At 66.4% G+C, this 19,018-nt stretch carries 17 protein-coding genes and 1 riboswitch; of the genes, 6 read left to right on the top strand and 11 right to left on the bottom strand.

Annotated features, from left to right (window positions below):
- Positions 1-19: 19 nt before the first annotated feature.
- The 4 genes from HUT07_RS01220 to HUT07_RS01205 form a co-directional block, all read right to left on the bottom strand.
- On the bottom strand, positions 20-703 hold the full coding sequence (locus HUT07_RS01220; RefSeq protein ID WP_004136763.1) for a response regulator transcription factor: 684 nt from the start codon (positions 701-703) through the stop codon (positions 20-22).
- Between the two features lie 72 nt (positions 704-775).
- Positions 776-1,144 carry a hypothetical protein gene (locus HUT07_RS01215; protein WP_089241452.1) on the bottom strand — a complete coding sequence of 123 codons (369 nt, stop codon included), beginning with the start codon at positions 1,142-1,144 and terminating at the stop codon, positions 776-778.
- A 212-nt stretch (positions 1,145-1,356) separates the two neighbouring features.
- Positions 1,357-2,388 (bottom strand): tRNA dihydrouridine(20/20a) synthase DusA, encoded by a 1,032-nt coding sequence (dusA, locus tag HUT07_RS01210; protein WP_176019371.1) that lies wholly within the window; start codon positions 2,386-2,388, stop codon positions 1,357-1,359.
- Positions 2,389-2,523: 135 nt separating this feature from the next.
- A complete protein-coding gene (locus HUT07_RS01205) occupies positions 2,524-3,978 on the bottom strand; it encodes a SulP family inorganic anion transporter (RefSeq protein WP_176019370.1) in 1,455 nt (484 codons plus the stop codon).
- Between the two features lie 196 nt (positions 3,979-4,174).
- On the opposite strand from HUT07_RS01205, the gene HUT07_RS01200 reads away from it, so the two are divergent.
- Positions 4,175-5,155, top strand: coding sequence for a cation transporter (locus tag HUT07_RS01200; protein ID WP_176019369.1), 981 nt, complete (start codon positions 4,175-4,177; stop codon positions 5,153-5,155).
- 111 nt (positions 5,156-5,266) lie between these two features.
- Positions 5,267-5,692 carry an organic hydroperoxide resistance protein gene (locus HUT07_RS01195; protein WP_100461901.1) on the top strand — a complete coding sequence of 142 codons (426 nt, stop codon included), beginning with the start codon at positions 5,267-5,269 and terminating at the stop codon, positions 5,690-5,692.
- 273 nt (positions 5,693-5,965) lie between these two features.
- Here the strand turns inward: HUT07_RS01195 and mmsB are convergent, their stop codons facing one another.
- The 5 genes from mmsB to HUT07_RS01170 are packed head-to-tail and all read right to left on the bottom strand — an operon-like array spanning position 5,966 to position 11,499.
- Positions 5,966-6,856 carry a 3-hydroxyisobutyrate dehydrogenase gene (gene mmsB / locus HUT07_RS01190; RefSeq protein WP_004136647.1) on the bottom strand — a complete coding sequence of 297 codons (891 nt, stop codon included), beginning with the start codon at positions 6,854-6,856 and terminating at the stop codon, positions 5,966-5,968.
- Positions 6,853-8,022, bottom strand: coding sequence for an enoyl-CoA hydratase/isomerase family protein (locus HUT07_RS01185; protein ID WP_176019368.1), 1,170 nt, complete (start codon positions 8,020-8,022; stop codon positions 6,853-6,855). The genes mmsB and HUT07_RS01185 overlap by 4 nt, the downstream gene beginning before the upstream one ends.
- Positions 8,019-8,816 (bottom strand): enoyl-CoA hydratase, encoded by a 798-nt coding sequence (locus HUT07_RS01180; protein ID WP_176019367.1) that lies wholly within the window; start codon positions 8,814-8,816, stop codon positions 8,019-8,021. Before HUT07_RS01180 ends, HUT07_RS01185 begins: the two co-directional genes overlap by 4 nt.
- Positions 8,813-9,979, bottom strand: coding sequence for an acyl-CoA dehydrogenase family protein (locus tag HUT07_RS01175; protein ID WP_176019366.1), 1,167 nt, complete (start codon positions 9,977-9,979; stop codon positions 8,813-8,815). The genes HUT07_RS01180 and HUT07_RS01175 overlap by 4 nt, the downstream gene beginning before the upstream one ends.
- Before the next feature lie 14 nt (positions 9,980-9,993).
- A complete protein-coding gene (locus tag HUT07_RS01170; RefSeq protein WP_176019365.1) occupies positions 9,994-11,499 on the bottom strand; it encodes a CoA-acylating methylmalonate-semialdehyde dehydrogenase in 1,506 nt (501 codons plus the stop codon).
- 114 nt (positions 11,500-11,613) lie between these two features.
- On the opposite strand from HUT07_RS01170, the gene HUT07_RS01165 reads away from it, so the two are divergent.
- Both HUT07_RS01165 and HUT07_RS01160 read left to right on the top strand, forming a co-directional pair.
- Positions 11,614-12,981 (top strand): short-chain fatty acyl-CoA regulator family protein, encoded by a 1,368-nt coding sequence (locus HUT07_RS01165; RefSeq protein ID WP_176019364.1) that lies wholly within the window; start codon positions 11,614-11,616, stop codon positions 12,979-12,981.
- Between the two features lie 420 nt (positions 12,982-13,401).
- Positions 13,402-14,355: a DUF1028 domain-containing protein gene (locus HUT07_RS01160; RefSeq protein WP_176019363.1), complete on the top strand. Its 954-nt coding sequence runs from the start codon at positions 13,402-13,404 to the stop codon at positions 14,353-14,355.
- Positions 14,356-14,392: 37 nt separating this feature from the next.
- Here the strand turns inward: HUT07_RS01160 and HUT07_RS01155 are convergent, their stop codons facing one another.
- Positions 14,393-16,270, bottom strand: a complete 1,878-nt coding sequence (locus tag HUT07_RS01155) for a patatin-like phospholipase family protein (RefSeq protein WP_303245997.1) — start codon at positions 16,268-16,270, stop codon at positions 14,393-14,395.
- A gap of 127 nt (positions 16,271-16,397) precedes the next feature.
- A riboswitch (cobalamin riboswitch) is annotated at positions 16,398-16,615 on the top strand.
- A 139-nt stretch (positions 16,616-16,754) separates the two neighbouring features.
- On the opposite strand from HUT07_RS01155, the gene HUT07_RS01150 reads away from it, so the two are divergent.
- The gene (locus HUT07_RS01150) at positions 16,755-17,426 is read left to right on the top strand and encodes an epoxyqueuosine reductase QueH (RefSeq protein WP_176019362.1); all 672 of its coding nucleotides are present in this window, start codon (positions 16,755-16,757) and stop codon (positions 17,424-17,426) included.
- A 56-nt stretch (positions 17,427-17,482) separates the two neighbouring features.
- Positions 17,483-18,109 (top strand): bifunctional nicotinamidase/pyrazinamidase, encoded by a 627-nt coding sequence (pncA, locus tag HUT07_RS01145; protein WP_176019361.1) that lies wholly within the window; start codon positions 17,483-17,485, stop codon positions 18,107-18,109.
- A gap of 43 nt (positions 18,110-18,152) precedes the next feature.
- On the opposite strand, the gene purU is transcribed toward pncA, so the two are convergent.
- Positions 18,153-19,004, bottom strand: a complete 852-nt coding sequence (gene purU, locus HUT07_RS01140; RefSeq protein WP_176022453.1) for a formyltetrahydrofolate deformylase — start codon at positions 19,002-19,004, stop codon at positions 18,153-18,155.
- Positions 19,005-19,018: the final 14 nt, after the last annotated feature.

The following is a 19,018-nucleotide window of genomic DNA, read 5'->3' as shown; positions in this document are numbered from 1 at the left end:
TTATCGCCTGCTGAAGGCCTCAGCCCTCGTTGCGCGGAATCGCGAAACGGTAGCCACGACCGCGCACGGTCTCGATCGGCTTCAGTTCGCCATCCGGGTCCAGCTTCTTGCGCAGGCGGCCGATGAACACTTCCAGCACGTTCGAGTCGCGGTCGAAGTCCTGCTGGTAGATGTGCTCGGTGAGGTCGGCCTTGGAGACCAGTTCACCGGCATGCATCATCAGGTACTCCAGCACCTTGTACTCGTAGCTGGTGAGGTCGACATTGCTGCCGGCCACGCTGACGGTCTGCGCTGCCAGATCCAGTGCGACCGGGCCGCATTCCAGGGTCGGCTTGCTCCAGCCAGCGGCACGGCGCAGCAGCGCGTTGACGCGGGCCAGCAGCTCTTCCACATGGAACGGCTTGACCAGGTAATCGTCGGCGCCCTGCTTCAGGCCCTCGACCTTGTCCTGCCAGCTCGAACGCGCGGTCAGGATCAGCACCGGGAACTTCTTGCCTTCGTCGCGCAGGGCCTTGATCAGCTCCATGCCCGACATCTTGGGCAGGCCAAGGTCGATGATGCCAACGTCGAACGGCACTTCGCGGCCCATGTACAGGCCTTCTTCGCCGTCCTGCGCTGCATCGACGGCAAAACCTTCGCGCTTGAGCCGGGCTGCCAGGGTCTCACGCAGCGGGGCTTCGTCTTCGACCAGAAGGATACGCATGAACTCTCCCTAGTGTGCTGGGTGCGGCCCGGAGGCCTGTGGGTACGGGTTGATAGCGACAACTATCCCTGTTCAGGGGTTATCGCCGCGTAGTGATGACATATCCGACCGCGGTGTGCGCGGCTGTGAACGTGCCGGGGCGGGGTCGTCCATGTAGCGGACCCGACCGCGGTCGTCCATGTATTTGACCCGGTTGATGTCACGACCATCGAACGGCACCCGCTCGGCGCCCAGGATGTGGCCGCCGGTGGTGCGCTGCACGCGGCGCACGGCATCGGACAGCGAGCGCTCGTTGTTGGCCGCACGGCCACCGCGCTCCATCATTTCAGCACGCCCCTGCTCCCGCTGCGGATCCTGCGCCAGCGCCGAAGACAGCGGGGCAGCCGCCAGGACCACGCAGGTGGCCAGGGCAAAACAGCGGTGGAAGGGAGCGGAAGACATCGATGCGATCCTAGCCGAGCACGGCGATTCGTTCAAAAGTCGTAAATCCGGGCACCGGAATGGAATCCGGCGTTTTACAAATCTTTTGCAAATTCTTGGTTTCGGGCGGTGAATCCGGTCTGAACTTTTCCAGACGCTCCGGCCCGTTGTTCAGCTAAGTGAACATTCGGGACGAAACCGCCGCCCTTGTCAAGTCAGGAATGTGACTGACGTCACGCAGCGGCGCGATCGGCTTCGCGTTCGGTTACGGAAAGGGCCTGCTCGATCAGCGCCCAGTCGGCACCGGGGCGATGGGCGCCCTCGCTCAACACCTGGCGGAATGCGCGACCACCGGGCTGGCCGTGGAACAGGCCGAGGATGTGGCGGGTGATGTGCTTCAGGGCCAGGCCCTCGCCCAGGCGGGCGTCGATGTAGGGGCGCAGGGCGCGCAGCAGTTCACCGCGCGGTCGCAGCGGCGCGCCGGTGTGCAGGGCCTCCAGCTGATGCAGCAGGTAGGGATCGTGGTAGGCCGCGCGACCGAGCATCACGCCATCGACGTGCGCAGCCTGTGCCTGCACCGCCTCGATGCTGGCCAGGCCGCCATTGAGCACCACCGGCAGCGCCGGGCGCTCCTGCTTCAGGCGATAGGCCCAGTCGTACTTCAACGGCGGAACCTCGCGGTTCTCCTTCGGCGACAGGCCTTTCAACCAGGCATTGCGGGCGTGCACCACCACCATCGCGGCACCGGCATCCACCTGGCGGTCGACGAAGCTGGCGAACACGTCGTAGTTGTCATCCTCGTCCACGCCCAGGCGGCACTTCACCGTCACCGGGATATCCACCGCCGCGACCATGGCCGATACGCATTCGGCCACCAGCGCCGGCTCGCGCATCAGGCAGGCACCGAAACGCCCGGCCTGCACGCGGTCGGACGGGCAGCCGCAGTTGAGGTTGACCTCGTCATAGCCCCACTCGGCGGCGATGCGCGCCGCCTGTGCCAACAGGTCGGGATCGCTGCCGCCCAACTGCAGCGCCAACGGCTGTTCGCTGGCATCGAAACCGAGCAGGCGCTGGCGATCACCGTGGATCACGGCGTTGGCGTGCACCATTTCGGTATACAGCCGCACCCCTGGCGCCAGCAGGCGGTGGAACACCCGGCAATGGCGGTCGGTCCAATCCATCATGGGGGCGACGGACAGGCGCAGGGAATCAGCGTAACGGGCGGTGGCGGACGTCATCGGGCGGTTGATCGTGGAGACTGGCATTGCCAGTGAGATCAATAGTTTACACCGGGCGGATGAATGCACCCGGTCAGCCGCACTGAGAGCGCCGGTTGGGCCCGGTTCCGACCGGTGGCCAGGGAGAGCTGGTACGTGCCATCCATAGTCGGTCCTGCAGGCTCAATGCCCGCTGCCACGCCCTCCCACCTGTTCGATCAAGGTCTGGCTGGCGGCGTTGAGGCCGACAACGCTGACCTCGGCACCGTGCGCAGCCAGCTTTTCCTGCGCGCGTTCCAGCGCGGCGACCGCAGTCAGATCCCACAGGTGGGCGTCGCGCAGGTCGATCTCGACCTTCGCCGCCACGTGCTGGTAGTCGAACGCTGCACCCAACTGTCCGGCCGAAGCGAAGAACACCTGGCCGCGCACGCGGTAAACCTGCCTATCCGCAACATCTTCGCGCTGCACGTCGAGCATGCGGCCCACCTTGCGGGCGAAGAACAGCGCCGACAGCAACACGCCGCTGAGCACGCCTTTGGCCAGGTCATGGGTCGCTACGGTGACCACCACGGTGAGCAGCATCACGGCTGAGGAACTGCGTGGATGCGTGCGCAGGTCGCGCAGCGAGCGCCAGCTGAAGGTGCCGATGCTGACCATGATCATCACCGCCACCAGTGCCGCCATCGGAATCTGCCGCACCAGGTCGCTGCCGTACACCACAAGCACCAGCAGCAGCACGCCGGCCACCAGACAGGACAGGCGCCCGCGGCCACCGGAGGTTACGTTGATGACCGACTGGCCGATCATTGCGCAGCCGGCCATGCCACCGAGGAAACCCGTGACCGTGTTGGCCACGCCCTGGCCGATGCATTCGCGGTTGCGCTCGCTGGGCGTCTCGGTGATGTCCTCGACGATCTGCAGGGTCATCATCGATTCGAGCAGGCCGACCACCGCCAGCGTGGTCGACACCGGCAGCAGGATACGCAGCGTCTCCCAGGTGAGCGGCACATCGGGCAACAGGAAATGCGGCAGGCTGTCGGGCAGCTGGCCCATGTCGCCGACGCTGCGCACCTCGACGCCGAAACCGATCACCACGGCGGTAAGCACGACGATGGCTACCAGCGGTGATGGCACGGCGCGGGTGATACGCGGCAGCAGGTAGATGATGGCCAGTGCGGCCGCGCACAGCACGTACACCGTCGGACCGCGGCCAATCAGCTCGGGAAGCTGCGCCAGGAAGATCAGGATCGCCAGCGCATTGACGAAGCCGGTGATGACCGAGCGCGAAACAAAACGCATCAACGAACCGAGCTTGAACAGGCCGGCCACTACCTGCAGCAGGCCGGCCAGGATGCTGGCGGCGAACAGGTACTGCAGGCCGTGATCACGTACGAGGTCGACCATCACCAGCGCCATCGCACCGGTGGCAGCGGAAATCATGCCCGGGCGGCCACCGGCGATGGCGGTGATCACGGCGATGGAGAACGCGGCATACAGGCCGACTTTCGGGTCGACGCCGGCGATAAGCGAAAAGGCGATGGCTTCGGGAATCAGCGCCAGGGCGACGACCGCACCGGACAGCAGATCACCACGGAGGTTGCCGAGCCATTGCTGGCGCAGGGGGTAGGACGTTTGCATGGAATAGCTCCGCGCTCACGCGGGCGGGGCCACGTGGCGCTGCAGTGGAAAGACACGGGTACCTGAGCCGGGCGGGCCGACTGCCGATGGGCGGCAAGGGTCAGGGTGGCGTGATCACTGCGGGCGGAGTCGGTGCGTGGGAGGGGCGCAGTCTACGGGATGCAGCCCGGTGCGGGTAGCGCAGACGCAGCGGAGCATGGCTCCGCTCTACAATCACGCCATGGCCGCTGACCACCCGCACTTCTTCGACCCCGCCACCGAACAGGGTGTGCTGCGCCTGTCCATCGCCGGCTCGCTGCTGCTGGCCGCTGCCGCGGTGGTGTTCGGCCTGCTGGCCAATTCTTCGCTGATCATCTTCGACGGCATCTACGGCCTGATCGACGTGGTGATGACCTGGTTGTCGTTGCTGGTCGCGCGGCTGATCGCACTGTCCACCCAGACCGATGCCGTGCAGTCGCGGCTCAACCAGCGCTTCACCATGGGCTTCTGGCACCTGGAACCGATTGTGCTGGGAGTGAGCGGCACGCTGATGATCGGCGCAGCGTTGTACGCGCTGGTCAATGCGGTCGATGCGCTGATGTCGGGCGGGCGGCAGATCGCGCTTGGTCCCGCGATCATTTTCGCGGCACTGTCGATCGTGGCCGAGAGCGCGCTGGCCTGGTTCGTGCTGCGTGCGAATCGGCGCATCGGCTCGGAATTCATCGCGCTGGATGCGAAGAACTGGGTGATCGCCGCGAGCATGTCGGCCTGCTACCTGGCGGCCTTCCTCGGCGGCGTGCTGGTCCACGGCACGTCATGGGCATGGGTGGGGCCGTACATCGATCCGGCCATCCTGGCGTTTGTCTGCGTGCTGGTGATGATCGCGCCACTGGGCACGGTCCGTCGCGCACTGGCCGGCATCCTGCTGGTCACCCCACCGGAGCTGCAGGCGCATGTGGATGCGGTGGCGCGGGCGATCGTTGCAAAACATGGCTTCGTCGAACACCGCAGCTATGTGGCCCAGGTCGGCCGTGGCGAACAGATCGAACTGTTCTTCGTGGTGCGTGAGGACGACCCGCCGCGGCCCCTGCTGGAGTGGGATCACCTGCGCGACGAAATCGGCGATGCGCTGGGCGAATCCTCGCCGGACCGCTGGCTGACCATCATGTTCACCACTGACCGGGAATGGACGATCTAGGCCCTGCGGACGATTCGTCAAATTTTCCAGACGAACTGTCACCCACCGTCCGCAGAATCCGGGCAAAGTAGCCTCCAACGCACGACCCACCCACTGACCAGGAGCATCCCGATGTCCATCGAAAAGGTTCTGTACACCGCCCAGGCCACCTCCACCGGCGGCCGTGAAGGCCGTTCCGTGTCCTCCGACAATGTGCTGGACATCCAGCTGTCGACCCCGCGCGAGCTGGGCGGCGCTGGCGGCCCGGGCACCAATCCGGAACAGCTGTTCGCAGCCGGCTATTCGGCCTGCTTCCTCGGCGCACTGAAGTTCGTCGCCGGCCAGGCCAAGGTCGCGCTGCCGGCCGACACCACCGTGACCGGCAAGGTCGGCATCGGCCAGATCCCGACCGGTTTCGGCATCGAAGCCGAACTGACCATCACCGTGCCGGGCGTGCCGCGCGAGCAGGTGGAAGAGCTGGTGCAGAAGGCGCACATCGTCTGCCCGTACTCCAATGCCACCCGCGGCAACATCGACGTGACGCTGATCGTTGCCTGATGCGGTGATGCCGGCCAGCGGCCAGCACCAGCAGACGATTGGGCAAAAAAATGGGCGGATGCCGGTCGAAACCGGGCATCCGCCCATCCCACCTCGGGTGGGCCCCGGCACGCGACCGGGGACGCATTCGCTTGCGTAGCGCCGAGCCCATGCTCGGCTGATCCGTCCGACGATGAGACATCCGACGGAAAAGCAGCCGAGCATGGGCTCGGCTCTACAGAATCCGGGGGCGCCATCCATACGGAGGAAAGGCGCGCCGCAGACCGGTTACGGTCACTTCTCGCTCGTGATGAGCTGCACGACGCTGGAAAAATCCAGCTTGCCGCGGCCGGCCTGGTGGTTCATCGAATACAGGTTGCGGGCCACTTCGCCCAGCGGGATCGAGGCACCGACGCTCATCGCCGCTTCCACCGCCAGGCCCATGTCCTTCAGCATCAGATCGCTGCCGAAGCCGCCGCTGTAGCCACGCGATGCCGGCGCATTCTCCAGCACGCCCGGCCACGGGTTGCACACTTCGGTGGCCCAGCTGCGGCCAGTGCTGACCGCCATCATCTGCGACAGCACCTTCGGGTCCAGCCCGTGCGCCACGCCCAGCGCGATGGCTTCGCCGGTGACGGCCATGATCACGCCCAGCGCCATGTTGTTGCACAGCTTGGCGACCTGGCCGGCACCGCTGGCGCCGACGTGGAAGATGTTCTTGCCCATCGCCTGCAGCACCGGGCGCGCGCGTTCCAGCGCGTCCTCTTCGCCACCGACGATGAAGGTCAGGGTGCCCGCCTGGGCACCGGCGGTACCGCCGGACACCGGCGCGTCAATCATCTGCAGGCCGCGCGCGGCCGCGGCTTCGGAAACCTTGCGTGCGCTGGCCGGGGCAATGGTGCTGCAGTCGATGACCAAGGCACCGGCCGGAATCGCGGCGAGGATGCCGTCATCGCCCAGGTACACGCCTTCGACATGGCGGCTGGCCGGCAGCATCGAGATCACCACTTCGGCATCGGCCAGGGTTTCACGCGCCGACGCAGCCGCGCTGGCACCGGCATCGACGGCGGCCTGCACCGCGGCCGGCACCAGATCGAACACGCGTACGGTGTGGCCGTTCTTGACCAGATTGGCGGCCATCGGGCCACCCATGTTGCCCAACCCAATGAATGCAATGCGGCTCATGCCAGGCTCCTTTCAGCGACAGGGGTACCCAGGTCGGCCAGCGGATGCGCGGCATCGGCCCAGGGAGAAGCGAAGAACGTATCGGCCCATGCGTGGCTGGCCTCTGCCAGCGTGGCCGGGTTCCACGACGGGTTGCGGTCCTTGTCGATCAGCAGCGCGCGGATGCCTTCGGCGAAATCACCATGCGCAGCGCAATGCAGGGCCGTGATGTATTCCAGCCGGTACACGCTCGCCAGATCCTGTCCGGCACTGCGGCGCTGCAGTTCGAAGGCCAGCCGTGCCGAACCCGGCGCACCGGCGGCGAGCGTTTTCTGTGCGGCCTGCAGCCAGGCATCATCGGTCTGCAGGGTGCTGATGCGTTCGACGATGGCGACGAGGTCATCGCCTTCGCACAGCGCATCAACTTGTGCAGCATGGGCCAGCAACGGGCCGGTGGCGGCATCGCTGGCGAACGACAGCAGCAGCTGCGACAGGCGCTCGTGATTGCGTGCGGCATCGGCCGACCACGCAACCTGCAGCAGCGCATCGAACACCGCGCTGCGGCGTTCCTCGGCCACGTGTACATCGGCCAGGCCGGCGTAGATGGCATCGCCCGGGTTGAGCAGCGCACCGGTCAGGGCCAGGAACAGGCCGGCCTTGCCCGGCACGCGCGGCAGCAGCCAGCTGCCACCCACATCGGGGAACAGGCCGACGGTGATTTCCGGGAAAGCCAGCTTGGAGCGCTCGCTGACCACGCGGTGGCTGGCACCGGACATCAGGCCGATGCCACCGCCCATCACGATGCCGTGGCCCCAGCACAGGATCGGCTTGGCGTAGGTGTGGATCAGGTAATCGACGCGGTATTCGACGTCGAAGAACTCGGCGGCGTAGGCGTTTTCGCGGATGTCGCCGTGGCCGGCTTCGCGGAAGGCGATCATGCTCTGGTACAGGCTGTGCAGGTCACCGCCAGCACAGAAGGCCTTTTCCCCCGCGCCCTCCAGCACCACCAAGGCAATGCCGTCGTCGTCGGCCCAGGCATTCAACTGCTTCAACAGCAGGTGCGCCATCGGTAGCGAGAAGCCGTTGAGCGTACGCGGGGCGTTGAGCGTGGCGATGCCGATGCGCACGCCGTTACCGGCGGCGCGCTCTTCGAACAACACCGGCGCTTCGTCGGCAACCGTGGTCATGCGTTCTTCCACTGCGCTGCGCGCTTTTCAAGGAAGGCGCTCACGCCCTCGACCTGGTCGGCGGTGTCGAACAGATCGACGAAGGCCTCGCGCTCGGCCACCAGCGCCGAGGCATGGGTGCCGGTGCGGGTGGACTGCACCAGGGTCTTGCATGCAGCGATGCTGGTCGGGCTCTGCTTGCCAGCCTTCTTCGCCCATTCCAGTGCCAGCGCCTTGGCTTCGCCCTTGCCGACCTTTTCTTCGGCGAGACCAATCCGCACTGCAGTTTCAGCGTTGATGCGCTCGCCCAGCAGGATCATGCGCTTGGCCCAACCCTCACCGACCAGACGCGGCAGGTTCTGGGTACCACCGGCGCACGGCAGCAGGCCAACGGTGGCCTCCGGCAGCGCGACCTGCGCGTGGTCTTCGATGATGCGCAGGTCGCAGGCCAGCGCACATTCCAGGCCGCCGCCCATGGCGTAGCCGTTGATCGCAGCAATCGATACGCCACGGAACGCGGACAGCGCCTCGAAGGCTTCACCGAAGCGGCGTGCGGCTTCGCGCGCGGCAGCCTTGTCGCCGGAGGCAAACTGGTTGAGGTCGGCACCAGCGGAGAAGAATTTCTCGCCGTCACCGGTGATCACCAGCGCGTAGATCTCGCGGTCTGCGTTGAGCGCGCCCACCAGGTCGCGCAGCGCTGACAGGCTGTGCACGGTCCAGGTATGAGCTGGCGGGTTGTTCAGGGTGACCACGGCGGTGTGGCCATCGGCCTCGACCTTCAGGCCCACGTGCTCCTGGGTACGCCAATCCTTCATCGCAGTTCCTCTTCGGTGTTGAGCAGGTGACGGGCAACGATCACCCGCATGATCTCGTTGGTGCCTTCCAGGATCTGGTGCACGCGGCTGTCACGCAGCAGGCGCTCGATCGGATATTCGCGGATGTAGCCGTAGCCGCCGTGGATCTGCAGGGCTTCGTTGCAGATGTTGAAGCCGGCATCGGTGGCGAAACGCTTGGCCATCGCGCACCACACGTTGGCATCGCTGGCACCGGCATCGAGCTTGCGCGCAGCGGTATGCACCATCTGCCGCGCCGCGACCAGCTCGATGGCCATGTCGGCCAGCTTGAACTGCAGCGCCTGGAATTCGGACAATGCCTTGCCGAACTGGCGGCGCTCGCCCATGTAACGGCGTGCTGCATCCAGCGCACCCTGCGCAGCACCCAGCGAGCACGCTGCAATGTTGATGCGGCCACCATCGAGCCCCTTCATCGCCAGCTTGAAGCCGCCGCCTTCCTCTCCCAGAAGGTGGCTGACCGGCACGCGCACGTTTTCGAAGGTGATGCCGCGGGTGGGCTGGCTGTTCCAGCCCATCTTCTCTTCCTTGCGGCCGTAGCTGATGCCCGGCAGATCGGCTGGCACGGCAATCGCGCTGACACCGCCTGCACCGGCACCGCCGGTACGCGCCATCACCACCAGCAGTTCGGTGGCACCGGCGCCGGAAATGAAGGCCTTGGAGCCATTCAATACGTAGAAATCGCCATCGCGGGTGGCGGTGGTCTTCAACGAGGCAGCATCGGAACCGGCACCCGGTTCGGTCAGGCAGTACGAGGCCAGCTTGCTGCCCGACGACAGGTCATTGCCCCAGGCATCGCGCAGTTCCGCCTGGCCCCACTTGGACACCATCCACGAGGCCATGTTGTGGATGCTGATGTAGGCCGCGGTCGACGGATCGACGTTGGCGAGCTCCTCGATGACGACGGCGGCGTCCAGTCGGCTCAGGCCGCTGCCGCCCACTTCCGGGTCCATGTACAGACCGCAGAAGCCCAGTTCACCGGCCTTGGCGATCGCCTCGCGCGGAAAGATGCCCTCCGCATCCCATCGCGCGGCGTGCGGCGCCAGTTCGGCCTGTGCGAAGTCGCGCGCAGCCTCACGATAGGCCTGCTGCGCTTCTTCCTGCTCCGTCGTCATCGAGTGGCTCATGGCTGCTCCTGCCCTTACTTCAGGCTGATGGTGGTGTTGACGCCGTGGCTCAGCGTCTCGTCGTCGAACCAGCGCGCGGTGACGGTCTTGGTCTGCGTGTAGAACAGCACCACCTGCTTGCCGTACGGGCCCAGGTCGCCCAGCTTGGAGGCGCGCGAACCGGTGAACGAGAACAGCGGCACCGGCACCGGGATCGGCACGTTGATGCCGACCTGGCCGACGTCGATGTCTTCCTGGAACCGGCGTGCGGCGGCACCCGACTGGGTGAACAGCGCGGTGCCGTTGCCGTTCGGGTTGCTGTTGACCATGGCGATGGCCTCATCCAGCGTTTCCGCTTCGAGGATGACCAGCACCGGCCCGAAGATTTCTTCCTGGTAGATGCGCATGTCGGTGGTGACACCGGCAAAGATGGTCGGGCCGACGAAGTTGCCCTTCTCGAAACCATCAACCTGCGGCTTGCGGCCATCCAGCACCAGCTTGGCGCCCTGCTCCACACCGGAAGCGATCAGACCTTCGACACGATCACGCGCGCTGCAGGAGATGACCGGGCCGACGTCGGTGCCGGCAACCGTGCCACCGCTGACCTTCAGGGTCTTGGCCTTGTCGACCAGGTCCTGCACCCAACCACGCGCTTCACCGACCAGCACCAGCGTGGAGGCGGCCATGCAGCGCTGGCCTGCCGCGCCGAAGGCGGCGCCGACCATCGCGTTGAGGGTCTGCTCCTTGTTGGCGTCCGGCAGCACCACGGCGTGGTTCTTGGCGCCCATCATGCACTGCACGCGCTTGCCGGCCAGCGAGGCGCGGTTGTAGACGTGGGTGCCGACGCGGGTGGAACCGACGAACGACACGGCCTTGATGTCCGGGTGGTCGCAGATCGCGTTGACCACTTCCTCGCCACCGTGGACGACGTTCAGCACGCCCTTCGGGATGCCCGCTTCCAGCGCCAGTTCCACCAGGCGCATGGTCACCATCGGGTCCTGCTCGGACGGCTTGAGGATGAAGGTGTTGCCGGTGGCGATGGCCATCGGGAACATCCACAGCGGGATCATCGCCGGGAAGTTGAACGGGGTGATGCCGGCGCACACGCCCAGCGGCTGCATGATGCTGTAGGTGTCCACGCCGTTGGCCACGTTGTTGGCCAGTTCGCCCAGCTGCAGGTTGCCGATGGCAGCCGCATGCTCGACCACTTCCAGGCCGCGGAACACATCGCCTTCGGCGTCCGGCAGGGTCTTGCCCTGTTCGGCGGTGAGGATGTGGGCCAGCTCGCTCATGTTTTCGCGGATCAGCTGCTGGTACTTCAGGAAGATGCGCGCGCGGGTGCCGATCGGGGTCTTGCGCCAGGTCTTGAAGGCTTCCTTGGCGGCAGCCACGGCGGCGTCGACTTCAGCGGTGGTGGCGAACGGCACCTGGGCCAGCACGTCCTGGGTGGCCGGATTGATCACGTCCTGCCAATGGGAAGTGGCCGATTCAACGAACTGGCCATCGATCAGCATGCGGATACGGGGCGCTGCAACAGTCATGACGACAATCCACGGGGTGCGAAAGATGCTTGGCATTATTCACAGCGCCCAGCTCGATTTCCGGCCTGAATCCGCTTAATCTGGCCAATACCCGCCACGATTTCTGTTAATTCTGTGAATTATTCAGCCCCCCAGCGCCAACTTGGCCTGCGTCTGCTGCGCCTGCGCGAGCAGCGCGGCTACAGCCAGGCCGATCTGGCAAGGGCGCTGGGGCTGTCGGCCAGCTACCTGAACCAGATCGAGCGCAACAAGCGTCCGCTGACACCGGCAGTGCAGAAGAAGCTGGGCGAGGTGTTGGGCGATGTTTCCACCCTGTTCGACGACGATGAGCCTGCAGCACTGCAGGAGTCGTTGGGCGAGACCCTGCGCGACCTGGGCCTGGCGGAAGTGAGTGCGACCGAGTTGCGGGCACTGGCCGGCAACCTGCCGCAGGTCAGCCGCGCCCTGCTGGACCTGCACCGCCGCCACCTGGCGCTACGCGAGCACGCCGCCGCGTTGGAGTTCCAGCTGGGCGAACCGGGCGCAGGCGGCACGCTGCCAGCGGGGGACCAGGTGCGCGAGTTCTTCAACCGCATGCACAACCACATCCCCGAACTGGACGAACTGGCCGAGCAGCTGTTCGCCGAATGGGGGCTGGCGCCAGGACACGTCGCACCCCGGCTGCGCCAGTTGCTGGCCGACCGCCACGGCGTGCTGGTGGAAGTGGCTGCGCTGCAGGCTGGGCGCGAGAAGCGCCAGTACGACGCCGGCAGCCGTACGTTGTGGCTACCGGACTATCTGGAGCCGGGCCAGCAGGCGTTCCAGATGGCCGTCGAGCTGGCACTGCGCGGTTACCTGCCGCAGATCGATGCGGTGATCGCGCGCACCGGCTTCAGCGACGAAGCCCGCATCGCACAGGCGCGCATCGGCCTGTCCAATTACTTCGCCGGTGCGTTGGTGATGCCGTACATGCGCTTCCTGCGCGCGGCCGAGGCCAGCAGCTACGACATTGAACTGCTGGCACACCAGTTCGGTGTGGGCTTCGAGGCCGTCTGCCATCGCTTGAGCACACTGGCCCGCCGCAGCGCGCCGGGCCTGCCGTTCTTCTTCATCCGCGTGGACCGCGCCGGCAACGTATCCAAACGTCATTCCGCCACCGATTTCCACTTCTCGCAGGTGGGGGGTTCGTGCCCGTTGTGGATCGTCTACGAGGCCTTCAACCAGCCCGGGCGCATCCTCACCCAGACCGCGCGCATGCCCGATGGCCGCCGCCATTTCTGGCTGGCGCGGCAGGTCAGCAGCGGCCCGGTCGGCCACGGCCAGCCGCGCAAGACGTTTGCGGTAGCGCTGGGCTGCGACCTGCAGCATGCGGACAGGCTGGTGTATTCGCTGGGGCTGGACGTGCAGAGCCCGGGCAATTCGGTATCGATCGGGCCGGGTTGCCGGGTGTGCCCGCGCGAGGACTGCATGCAGCGTGCGTTTACCCAGTTGCCGGGTCGGTAGGGGTTGGGTTCGGCAGGGCTGCGCCCTGCACCTGCAGAGGCCGAAGCAACGGCAACGGCAACGGCAAAAGCTAGCATTTCGTGGGATGGCGGGGTGGGTCCGGTGGCGGGGGACGCCGTGAATCCATCCATGGAGGCTTGGGCGCGCCATCCATGGCGCTTACACCCCCGCAACCGGACCCACCCCGCCTTCGACAGTTTCCCGCTGCTGTTGGTGGGCGCTGACCGTTGGTCGGCACGCTGCTGTTGGTGGGTGTCGACCTTGGTCGACACGGTAGATCCACGCCATGCGTGGATGCTCTTCGATGAATGCTTGAAATATTCAATTCCGATGGGATTCCATCCACGCATGGCGTGGATCTACTAAACCTTTCGTGCGTAGGCTGCATCCCAATCGGGATGCCCGCCCATGGAGACACCCATGTTCCTGTTGCGCCCTTGCCTGGCCCTGCTGCTTGCTGCCATCGCCGCACCGGCGTGGGCGACGTTTTCGATCGTGGCCTGCAACGAGGCCGGCGACTGCGGGGTCGCTGTCGCTACCCATAACCTTGCCGTCGGCGGTGTCGGTGTGCCGTGGGCGCAAGCGAAGGTCGGTGCGGTTGCCAGCCAGTTCGAAACCAACCCGACCTATGGATCGAAAGGGCTGGCGCTGCTGGCCAAAGGCCGTACGCCACAACAGGTGCTCAAGCAGCTGCTGGACGAGGACGGCGACTTCGATGGCACCACCATCGCCGAGCGCCAGGTCGGGCTGGTCAGTGCGCGTGGCGGCAACGCGCAGTACACCGGCGCCACGGCACAGCAGGCCGATTGGGCGGGTGCCCATGGCGAGGGCACGGTCAGCGTTCAGGGCAACGGCCTGGCCGGGCCGGACGTGTTGGCCGCCATGCAACGCACCTTCACCGCCACGCGGGGTGACCTTGCCGCGCGCCTGCTGGCCGCGCTGGAAGCAGGGCAGGCGGCAGGTGGGCAACGCAGCGGGCAATGGTCGGCGGCACTGCTGGTACGCACGCCTGGCGGCGACTGGCAGGACACCGACCTGCGTGTGGATGCCGACCCGCGCGCGGTGGTGCGATTGCGTGAGCTGTACGACATGCGGCTGTCCAACGACGCGATCATCCGCGCCGAGCAGCAGTGGCAACGCGGTGATGTTGCGGCTGCGCGTGCATCGCTGGCCACATCGCTGGCACTGGCGCATGGCTGGGACCGCACCTGGGCGCGCGCCGCGAGGCTGGCGATGTCGCACGGTGAAACCGCATTGACCCGCGAGTACCTGGCCGGACTGCGCGCGCTCAACCCGGGATGGGTGAAGCAGGAGCTGGCGCTGCCGTTGTACGCACCATTGCGGGGCGATGCAGTGATCGAAGCGTGGCGATAGCCCGCGGTAGATCCACGCCATGCGTGGATGCATCCGCTCAATAGATCGGCGTCACCTTCATCTGCGGCAACGGCCGCGGCGAGCCTTCGGTGAGGTCGGGGCCAAGATCATCCCAACTGCGCCCCTGCTCCACCATCAGCCCCCACAGCTGCTGCGAGGCGATGCGCTTGTCTTCCGAACCCAGCTTGTACGACGGCGGTGGCGGCGTGCCCGTGGCTACCATCGCATAGGCCGCTCGATAGGCCAGCACCTGCTGCGCCGGATCATCGGTGCGCGAAATCTCCAGCGTGTAGCGCTGGTAGGCCGAGGCCAGGTTGCGCCAGCGGATCCAGTAATGGTTCTCGAACGAGAACGAGCAGAAGCGTGCACCGGCCAGGCTGCCCTTGTCGGCGATGCGGGTTAGCACCTCCTGTGGCATGTCCAGGTTCATGCCGCCCTCGTCACCCTGCAGGCTCACGTGCACGATGCGGTCGCGATAGCCGGGCGCACGTGCCTGCAGCAGGTCGCGCCAGTTCTGCATGGTAGCCACCACCGCAAACAGGAAACGGCCCAGTTCGCCTGCGGCCAACGGTGTGGCGATGGACTGGTAGTGACGTTGCCATCCGTGGCGGTTCTCGGTGGGCAGGAACACCGAGCGCTCCAGCGCCTGGCGGCTGTCGCCACCGCGCACCACCGGCTCGGGGCGTTGTGGATAGACCAGGTTGATGGCGAACGTCGGCCAACGCGGCAGCGCTGCATCGAACAGGTGGATCGGGAAGTTGCTGCTGATGCCGCCATCGGAGAACCAGCACACCCGGAACGCAGTGATGACCGGACCGCAGGACTGCCCTGCACTGGTCAGCCCCTCCATGCTGTCGGCCACGTTGTGCCCCGCATCGCCTGCAGCCGTCGGCGTCGGTTCGCATCGACGCTCGCGACGCGAGGGCTCATGCAGCGGCACCGCGCTGATCAGCAGCGGGAAGCTGAGGCTCATGCGCGTGGCCACCAGTACCGGCAGCGACGCGCCCTGCGGCAGGTGGTAATAGTTGCGGCCTTCAACCTCGCGCGGTGGACCGGCATGGTCGACCATCCACTGCACCACGCTGGCCGGGAACAACTGCTCGAACTCCTCGCGCAGGAACCAGAACTGCGCACCGCCCAACGGCAGCGTGCGCGGTTCGTTGTGCGACACGCAGGTGGTGATCATCTGCAGGGTGATCGCATGCGGGCTGTCCGGTTCGCCCGCATAGCGGGGTGCATCGTGCAGGTCGGCGAAGGTCAGCGGTGCATCCATCGGCTTGCCCGACAGCTGCTGCAGGCTTTCATGCAGCCACTCGGTCAGCGCTGGCGTGTCGGCATTACGGCCCAGCCCGCTGCACAGGCCCAGCAGGTTGCGCCGCGCCACCCGCGCCACCCGCAGCGCAGCGCCGGCAACACCTGCGCCGTAGGCACACAGCAGCGACGGCAGCAGGGTCGCCGCCACGCCGCTCCAGCCACCGCCCCACCAGCCCAGGCCCAGCAACAGCGCCAGCGACACCAGCACTTCCAACGGTGCGATCTGGAACACCGCGATGGCCAGGCACAGCAGCTTGCGCGGCCAGCCGGCGTTGCCGGTCAGCACCACCAGCAATCGATACGCCGCGCGCGCGCCACTGGCCGGTTGGAACAGGCTGTAGATGAACCCGCGTCGCGACAGCTGTGCCGACACCGCCGACAGGCCACCGTACCCGGCGTCACCGGGCAGGGTCTGGCCGGCCTGCTGGCGCCGGTCGCCGTATGCTGCAGCGGCCGCCACGGCAGCGGCGATCGCACCGGCCGAGGTGCCACCGATGCTCTTGAAACGGTATTCGCGGGCCAGTGCGAGCACCGCGTTGGGATACACGATGCCGCTGGTGATGCCGCCTTTCATGACCAGATCGCAGTACTTCGCCGCCACGAGCCACCTCCCGTCTGTCGATGTGCAGTATGGCAAGACGCGCTCTCACAGCCTGAGAAGGCAGCCACAGCTTTGGCGCGTAATGGTGTCCCTTGACCATTGCTGCCAACCGGTCCACCTTGCACTTGCCGAAGGTATCCGTCCTGGCTTTCACGCGAGGGGATGGATTTAAACGGGAATCCGGTGAAGGCGCCTCGCGCGCGCATTCCGGAGCTGCCCCGCAGCGGTGAATGGAAACGAATCCTGCCAACAGCACTGGGCTCGCGCCTGGGAAGCGGCAGGTAGTAGGTGGGCTGCGGCCCGTGTCCATCAGCCCGAATACCGGCCCCGGCCGGGGGACTCGACCGTCCCCTGACTCGACCTGGAATCTCCGCGGGGAGGTTGCCGGGGCCGTCGTCGTCCTGCGCGTGCAGGCGGCGTGGCCGCGCGCGTCCTGTTCACGGTTTCCGGCCAGACCGCTGCCCACGCCCAGATGCACCCGACGATGACCGAGCTCCAACGACCCACCCTGACCCTTCCCGACAACGGCCAGCGCCTGCTGCTGCACTCGTGCTGCGCGCCGTGCTCGGGCGAAGTGATGGAGGCGATCACCGCCTCCGGGATCGACTATGCGATCTTCTTCTACAACCCCAACATCCACCCGGTGAAGGAATACGAGCTGCGCAAGCAGGAGAACATCCGCTTCGCCGAACAGCACAACATTCCCTTCATCGACTGCGACTACGACACCGACAACTGGTTCAGCCGTGCACGTGGCATGGAGAACGAGCCCGAGCGCGGCATCCGCTGCACGATGTGCTTCGACATGCGTTTCGAGCGCACCGCGCTGTACGCGCACGAACACGGCTACGACACCATCAGTTCCTCGCTGGGCATCTCGCGCTGGAAGAACATGGCGCAGATCAACGACTGCGGTGTGCGCGCCGCCTCCCGCTACGAAGGTCTGCAGTACTGGGACTACAACTGGCGCAAGGGTGGCGGTGCCAGCCGCATGGTCGAGATCAGCAAGCGCGAGCAGTTCTACCAGCAGGAGTACTGTGGTTGCGTGTATTCGCTGCGCGATGCCAACCGCCACCGCCGCGAAAACGGCCGCGAGCGGATCAGGATCGGCCTGCTGTATTACGGGCAGGACGCTGAGACGCCGCAGGGCGATTGACGTGCAAGCAAGGGGCGGCCACGCTGGTCGCCCCTTGACGTTGTAGTGGATCTGCCATGACTGCCCTGCCCGCCGATGTCGCCCTGCTGGTGATCGACCTGCAGCCGGACTTCATGCCCGGTGGCGCCCTCGCCTGCGAACAGGGCGATGCGCTGGTGGCGCCGATCATGGACCTGCTGGCCGAGCGCCGTTACCGCACCGTGGTGGCGACCCAGGACTGGCACCCGGCCGACCATGCCTCGTTTGCCAGCCAGCATCCGGGGCATCTGCCGTTCGAAGCGATCCTGCTGCACGCGCAGCCGCAGACCCTGTGGCCGGACCACTGCGTGCAGGGCAGCGACGGGGCCGCACTGCACCCGGGCGTGGACTGGACCGTGGCCGATCTGATCCTGCGCAAGGGCACCCGCCAGCAGGTGGACTCATACAGCGCGTTCCGCGAGAACCATGGCCCCGAAGGCGAACGCCCGCCGACCGGTCTGGCCGGCTGGCTGCATGAGCGCCGTATCCGCGAGGTGCATGTGTGCGGCCTGGCGCGCGATTACTGCGTGCTGTGGAGCGCGCAGGACGCGGTGAAATCCGGCTTCCGGGTGAAGTTTCTGTGGGACCTGACCCGGCCGGTGACCGAAGCCAACGACGCGATGGTGCGTGAGTCGCTGGGCAAGTCGGGGATCGCGATCGTCTGACGCGTGGCCGCCGGGCATGGCCCGTCGGACGCGGGATGGACGATTACCGGAACACCACCGTGCGATGCCCGTTGAGCAGGATGCGGTGCTCCACGTGCCGGCGCACGGCACGCGCCAGCACCTGCGATTCGGTGTCGCTGCCCAGCCGCACCAGTTCGCGCGGGGTCATCGCGTGGTCCACGCGGGCCACGTCCTGTTCGATGATCGGGCCTTCGTCCAGGTCTTCGGTGACGTAGTGCGCGGTGGCGCCGATGATCTTGACCCCGCGCGCGTGCGCCTGGTGGTACGGTTGCGCGCCCTTGAAGCTGGGCAGGAAGCTGTGGTGGATGTTGATCGCCCTGCCCGCCAGCGCACGGCACAGCGTGGGCGAAAGAATCTGCATGTAGCGTGCCAGCACCACCAGGTCGATGCGCTCGCGTTCGACCAGGTCGATGATCTGCTGCTCCTGCGCTGAACGCGTCTCTGCATTCACCGGCAGGTGATGGAACGGCACCTGGTAGGACGCCGCCAAGGCTGCAAAGTCCGAATGGTTGGATGCCACCGCCGCGATGTCCACCTTCAGCTGGCCGCTGTGGGCACGGAACAGCAGGTCGTTCAGGCAATGGCCCTGCTTGCTGACCAGTACCAGCAGGCGCGGCCGGCGACGTCCGTCATGCAGCTGCCAGTCCATGCCGAAGTCCGCTGCCAGTGCGGCCATCGCGATGTGCACGGTGTCCAGCGGCAGGCCCGCATCACGGTCGAAATGCACGCGCAGGAAGAAGCGACCGCTCTCCTCGTCACCGAACTGCTGGGCGTCGAGGATGTTGCAGCCATGGTCGAACAACAGGCCCGAGACGCGGTAGACGATGCCGGTGCGGTCGGGACAGGAGAGGGTGAGGATGGAATCGGGGCGCATCACCTGAGTGTAGG

The sequence above is a fragment of the Stenotrophomonas sp. NA06056 genome, from assembly GCF_013364355.1.
Lineage (GTDB): Bacteria > Pseudomonadota > Gammaproteobacteria > Xanthomonadales > Xanthomonadaceae > Stenotrophomonas.
The sequence above is the reverse complement of the archived record's forward strand: the minus strand, read 5'-3'. Positions and strand labels throughout refer to the sequence as shown.

Excerpts from the sequence above, each read along its gene's own strand:
- HUT07_RS01185 (WP_176019368.1), bottom strand. The coding sequence starts at position 8,022 with ATGACCACGGTTGCCGACGAAGCGCCGGTGTTGTTCGAAGAGCGCGCC.
- HUT07_RS01170 (WP_176019365.1), bottom strand. The coding sequence starts at position 11,499 with ATGACTGTTGCAGCGCCCCGTATCCGCATGCTGATCGATGGCCAGTTC.
- HUT07_RS01195 (WP_100461901.1), top strand. The coding sequence starts at position 5,267 with ATGTCCATCGAAAAGGTTCTGTACACCGCCCAGGCCACCTCCACCGGC.
- HUT07_RS01175 (WP_176019366.1), bottom strand. The coding sequence starts at position 9,979 with ATGAGCCACTCGATGACGACGGAGCAGGAAGAAGCGCAGCAGGCCTAT.
- HUT07_RS01220 (WP_004136763.1), bottom strand. The coding sequence starts at position 703 with ATGCGTATCCTTCTGGTCGAAGACGAAGCCCCGCTGCGTGAGACCCTG.
- pncA (WP_176019361.1), top strand. The coding sequence starts at position 17,483 with ATGACTGCCCTGCCCGCCGATGTCGCCCTGCTGGTGATCGACCTGCAG.
- HUT07_RS01215 (WP_089241452.1), bottom strand. The coding sequence starts at position 1,144 with ATGTCTTCCGCTCCCTTCCACCGCTGTTTTGCCCTGGCCACCTGCGTG.
- mmsB (WP_004136647.1), bottom strand. The coding sequence starts at position 6,856 with ATGAGCCGCATTGCATTCATTGGGTTGGGCAACATGGGTGGCCCGATG.
- HUT07_RS01180 (WP_176019367.1), bottom strand. The coding sequence starts at position 8,816 with ATGAAGGATTGGCGTACCCAGGAGCACGTGGGCCTGAAGGTCGAGGCC.
- HUT07_RS01150 (WP_176019362.1), top strand. The coding sequence starts at position 16,755 with ATGACCGAGCTCCAACGACCCACCCTGACCCTTCCCGACAACGGCCAG.
- dusA (WP_176019371.1), bottom strand. The coding sequence starts at position 2,388 with ATGCCAGTCTCCACGATCAACCGCCCGATGACGTCCGCCACCGCCCGT.
- purU (WP_176022453.1), bottom strand. The coding sequence starts at position 19,004 with ATGCGCCCCGATTCCATCCTCACCCTCTCCTGTCCCGACCGCACCGGC.
- HUT07_RS01200 (WP_176019369.1), top strand. The coding sequence starts at position 4,175 with ATGGCTCCGCTCTACAATCACGCCATGGCCGCTGACCACCCGCACTTC.
- HUT07_RS01160 (WP_176019363.1), top strand. The coding sequence starts at position 13,402 with ATGTTCCTGTTGCGCCCTTGCCTGGCCCTGCTGCTTGCTGCCATCGCC.
- HUT07_RS01205 (WP_176019370.1), bottom strand. The coding sequence starts at position 3,978 with ATGCAAACGTCCTACCCCCTGCGCCAGCAATGGCTCGGCAACCTCCGT.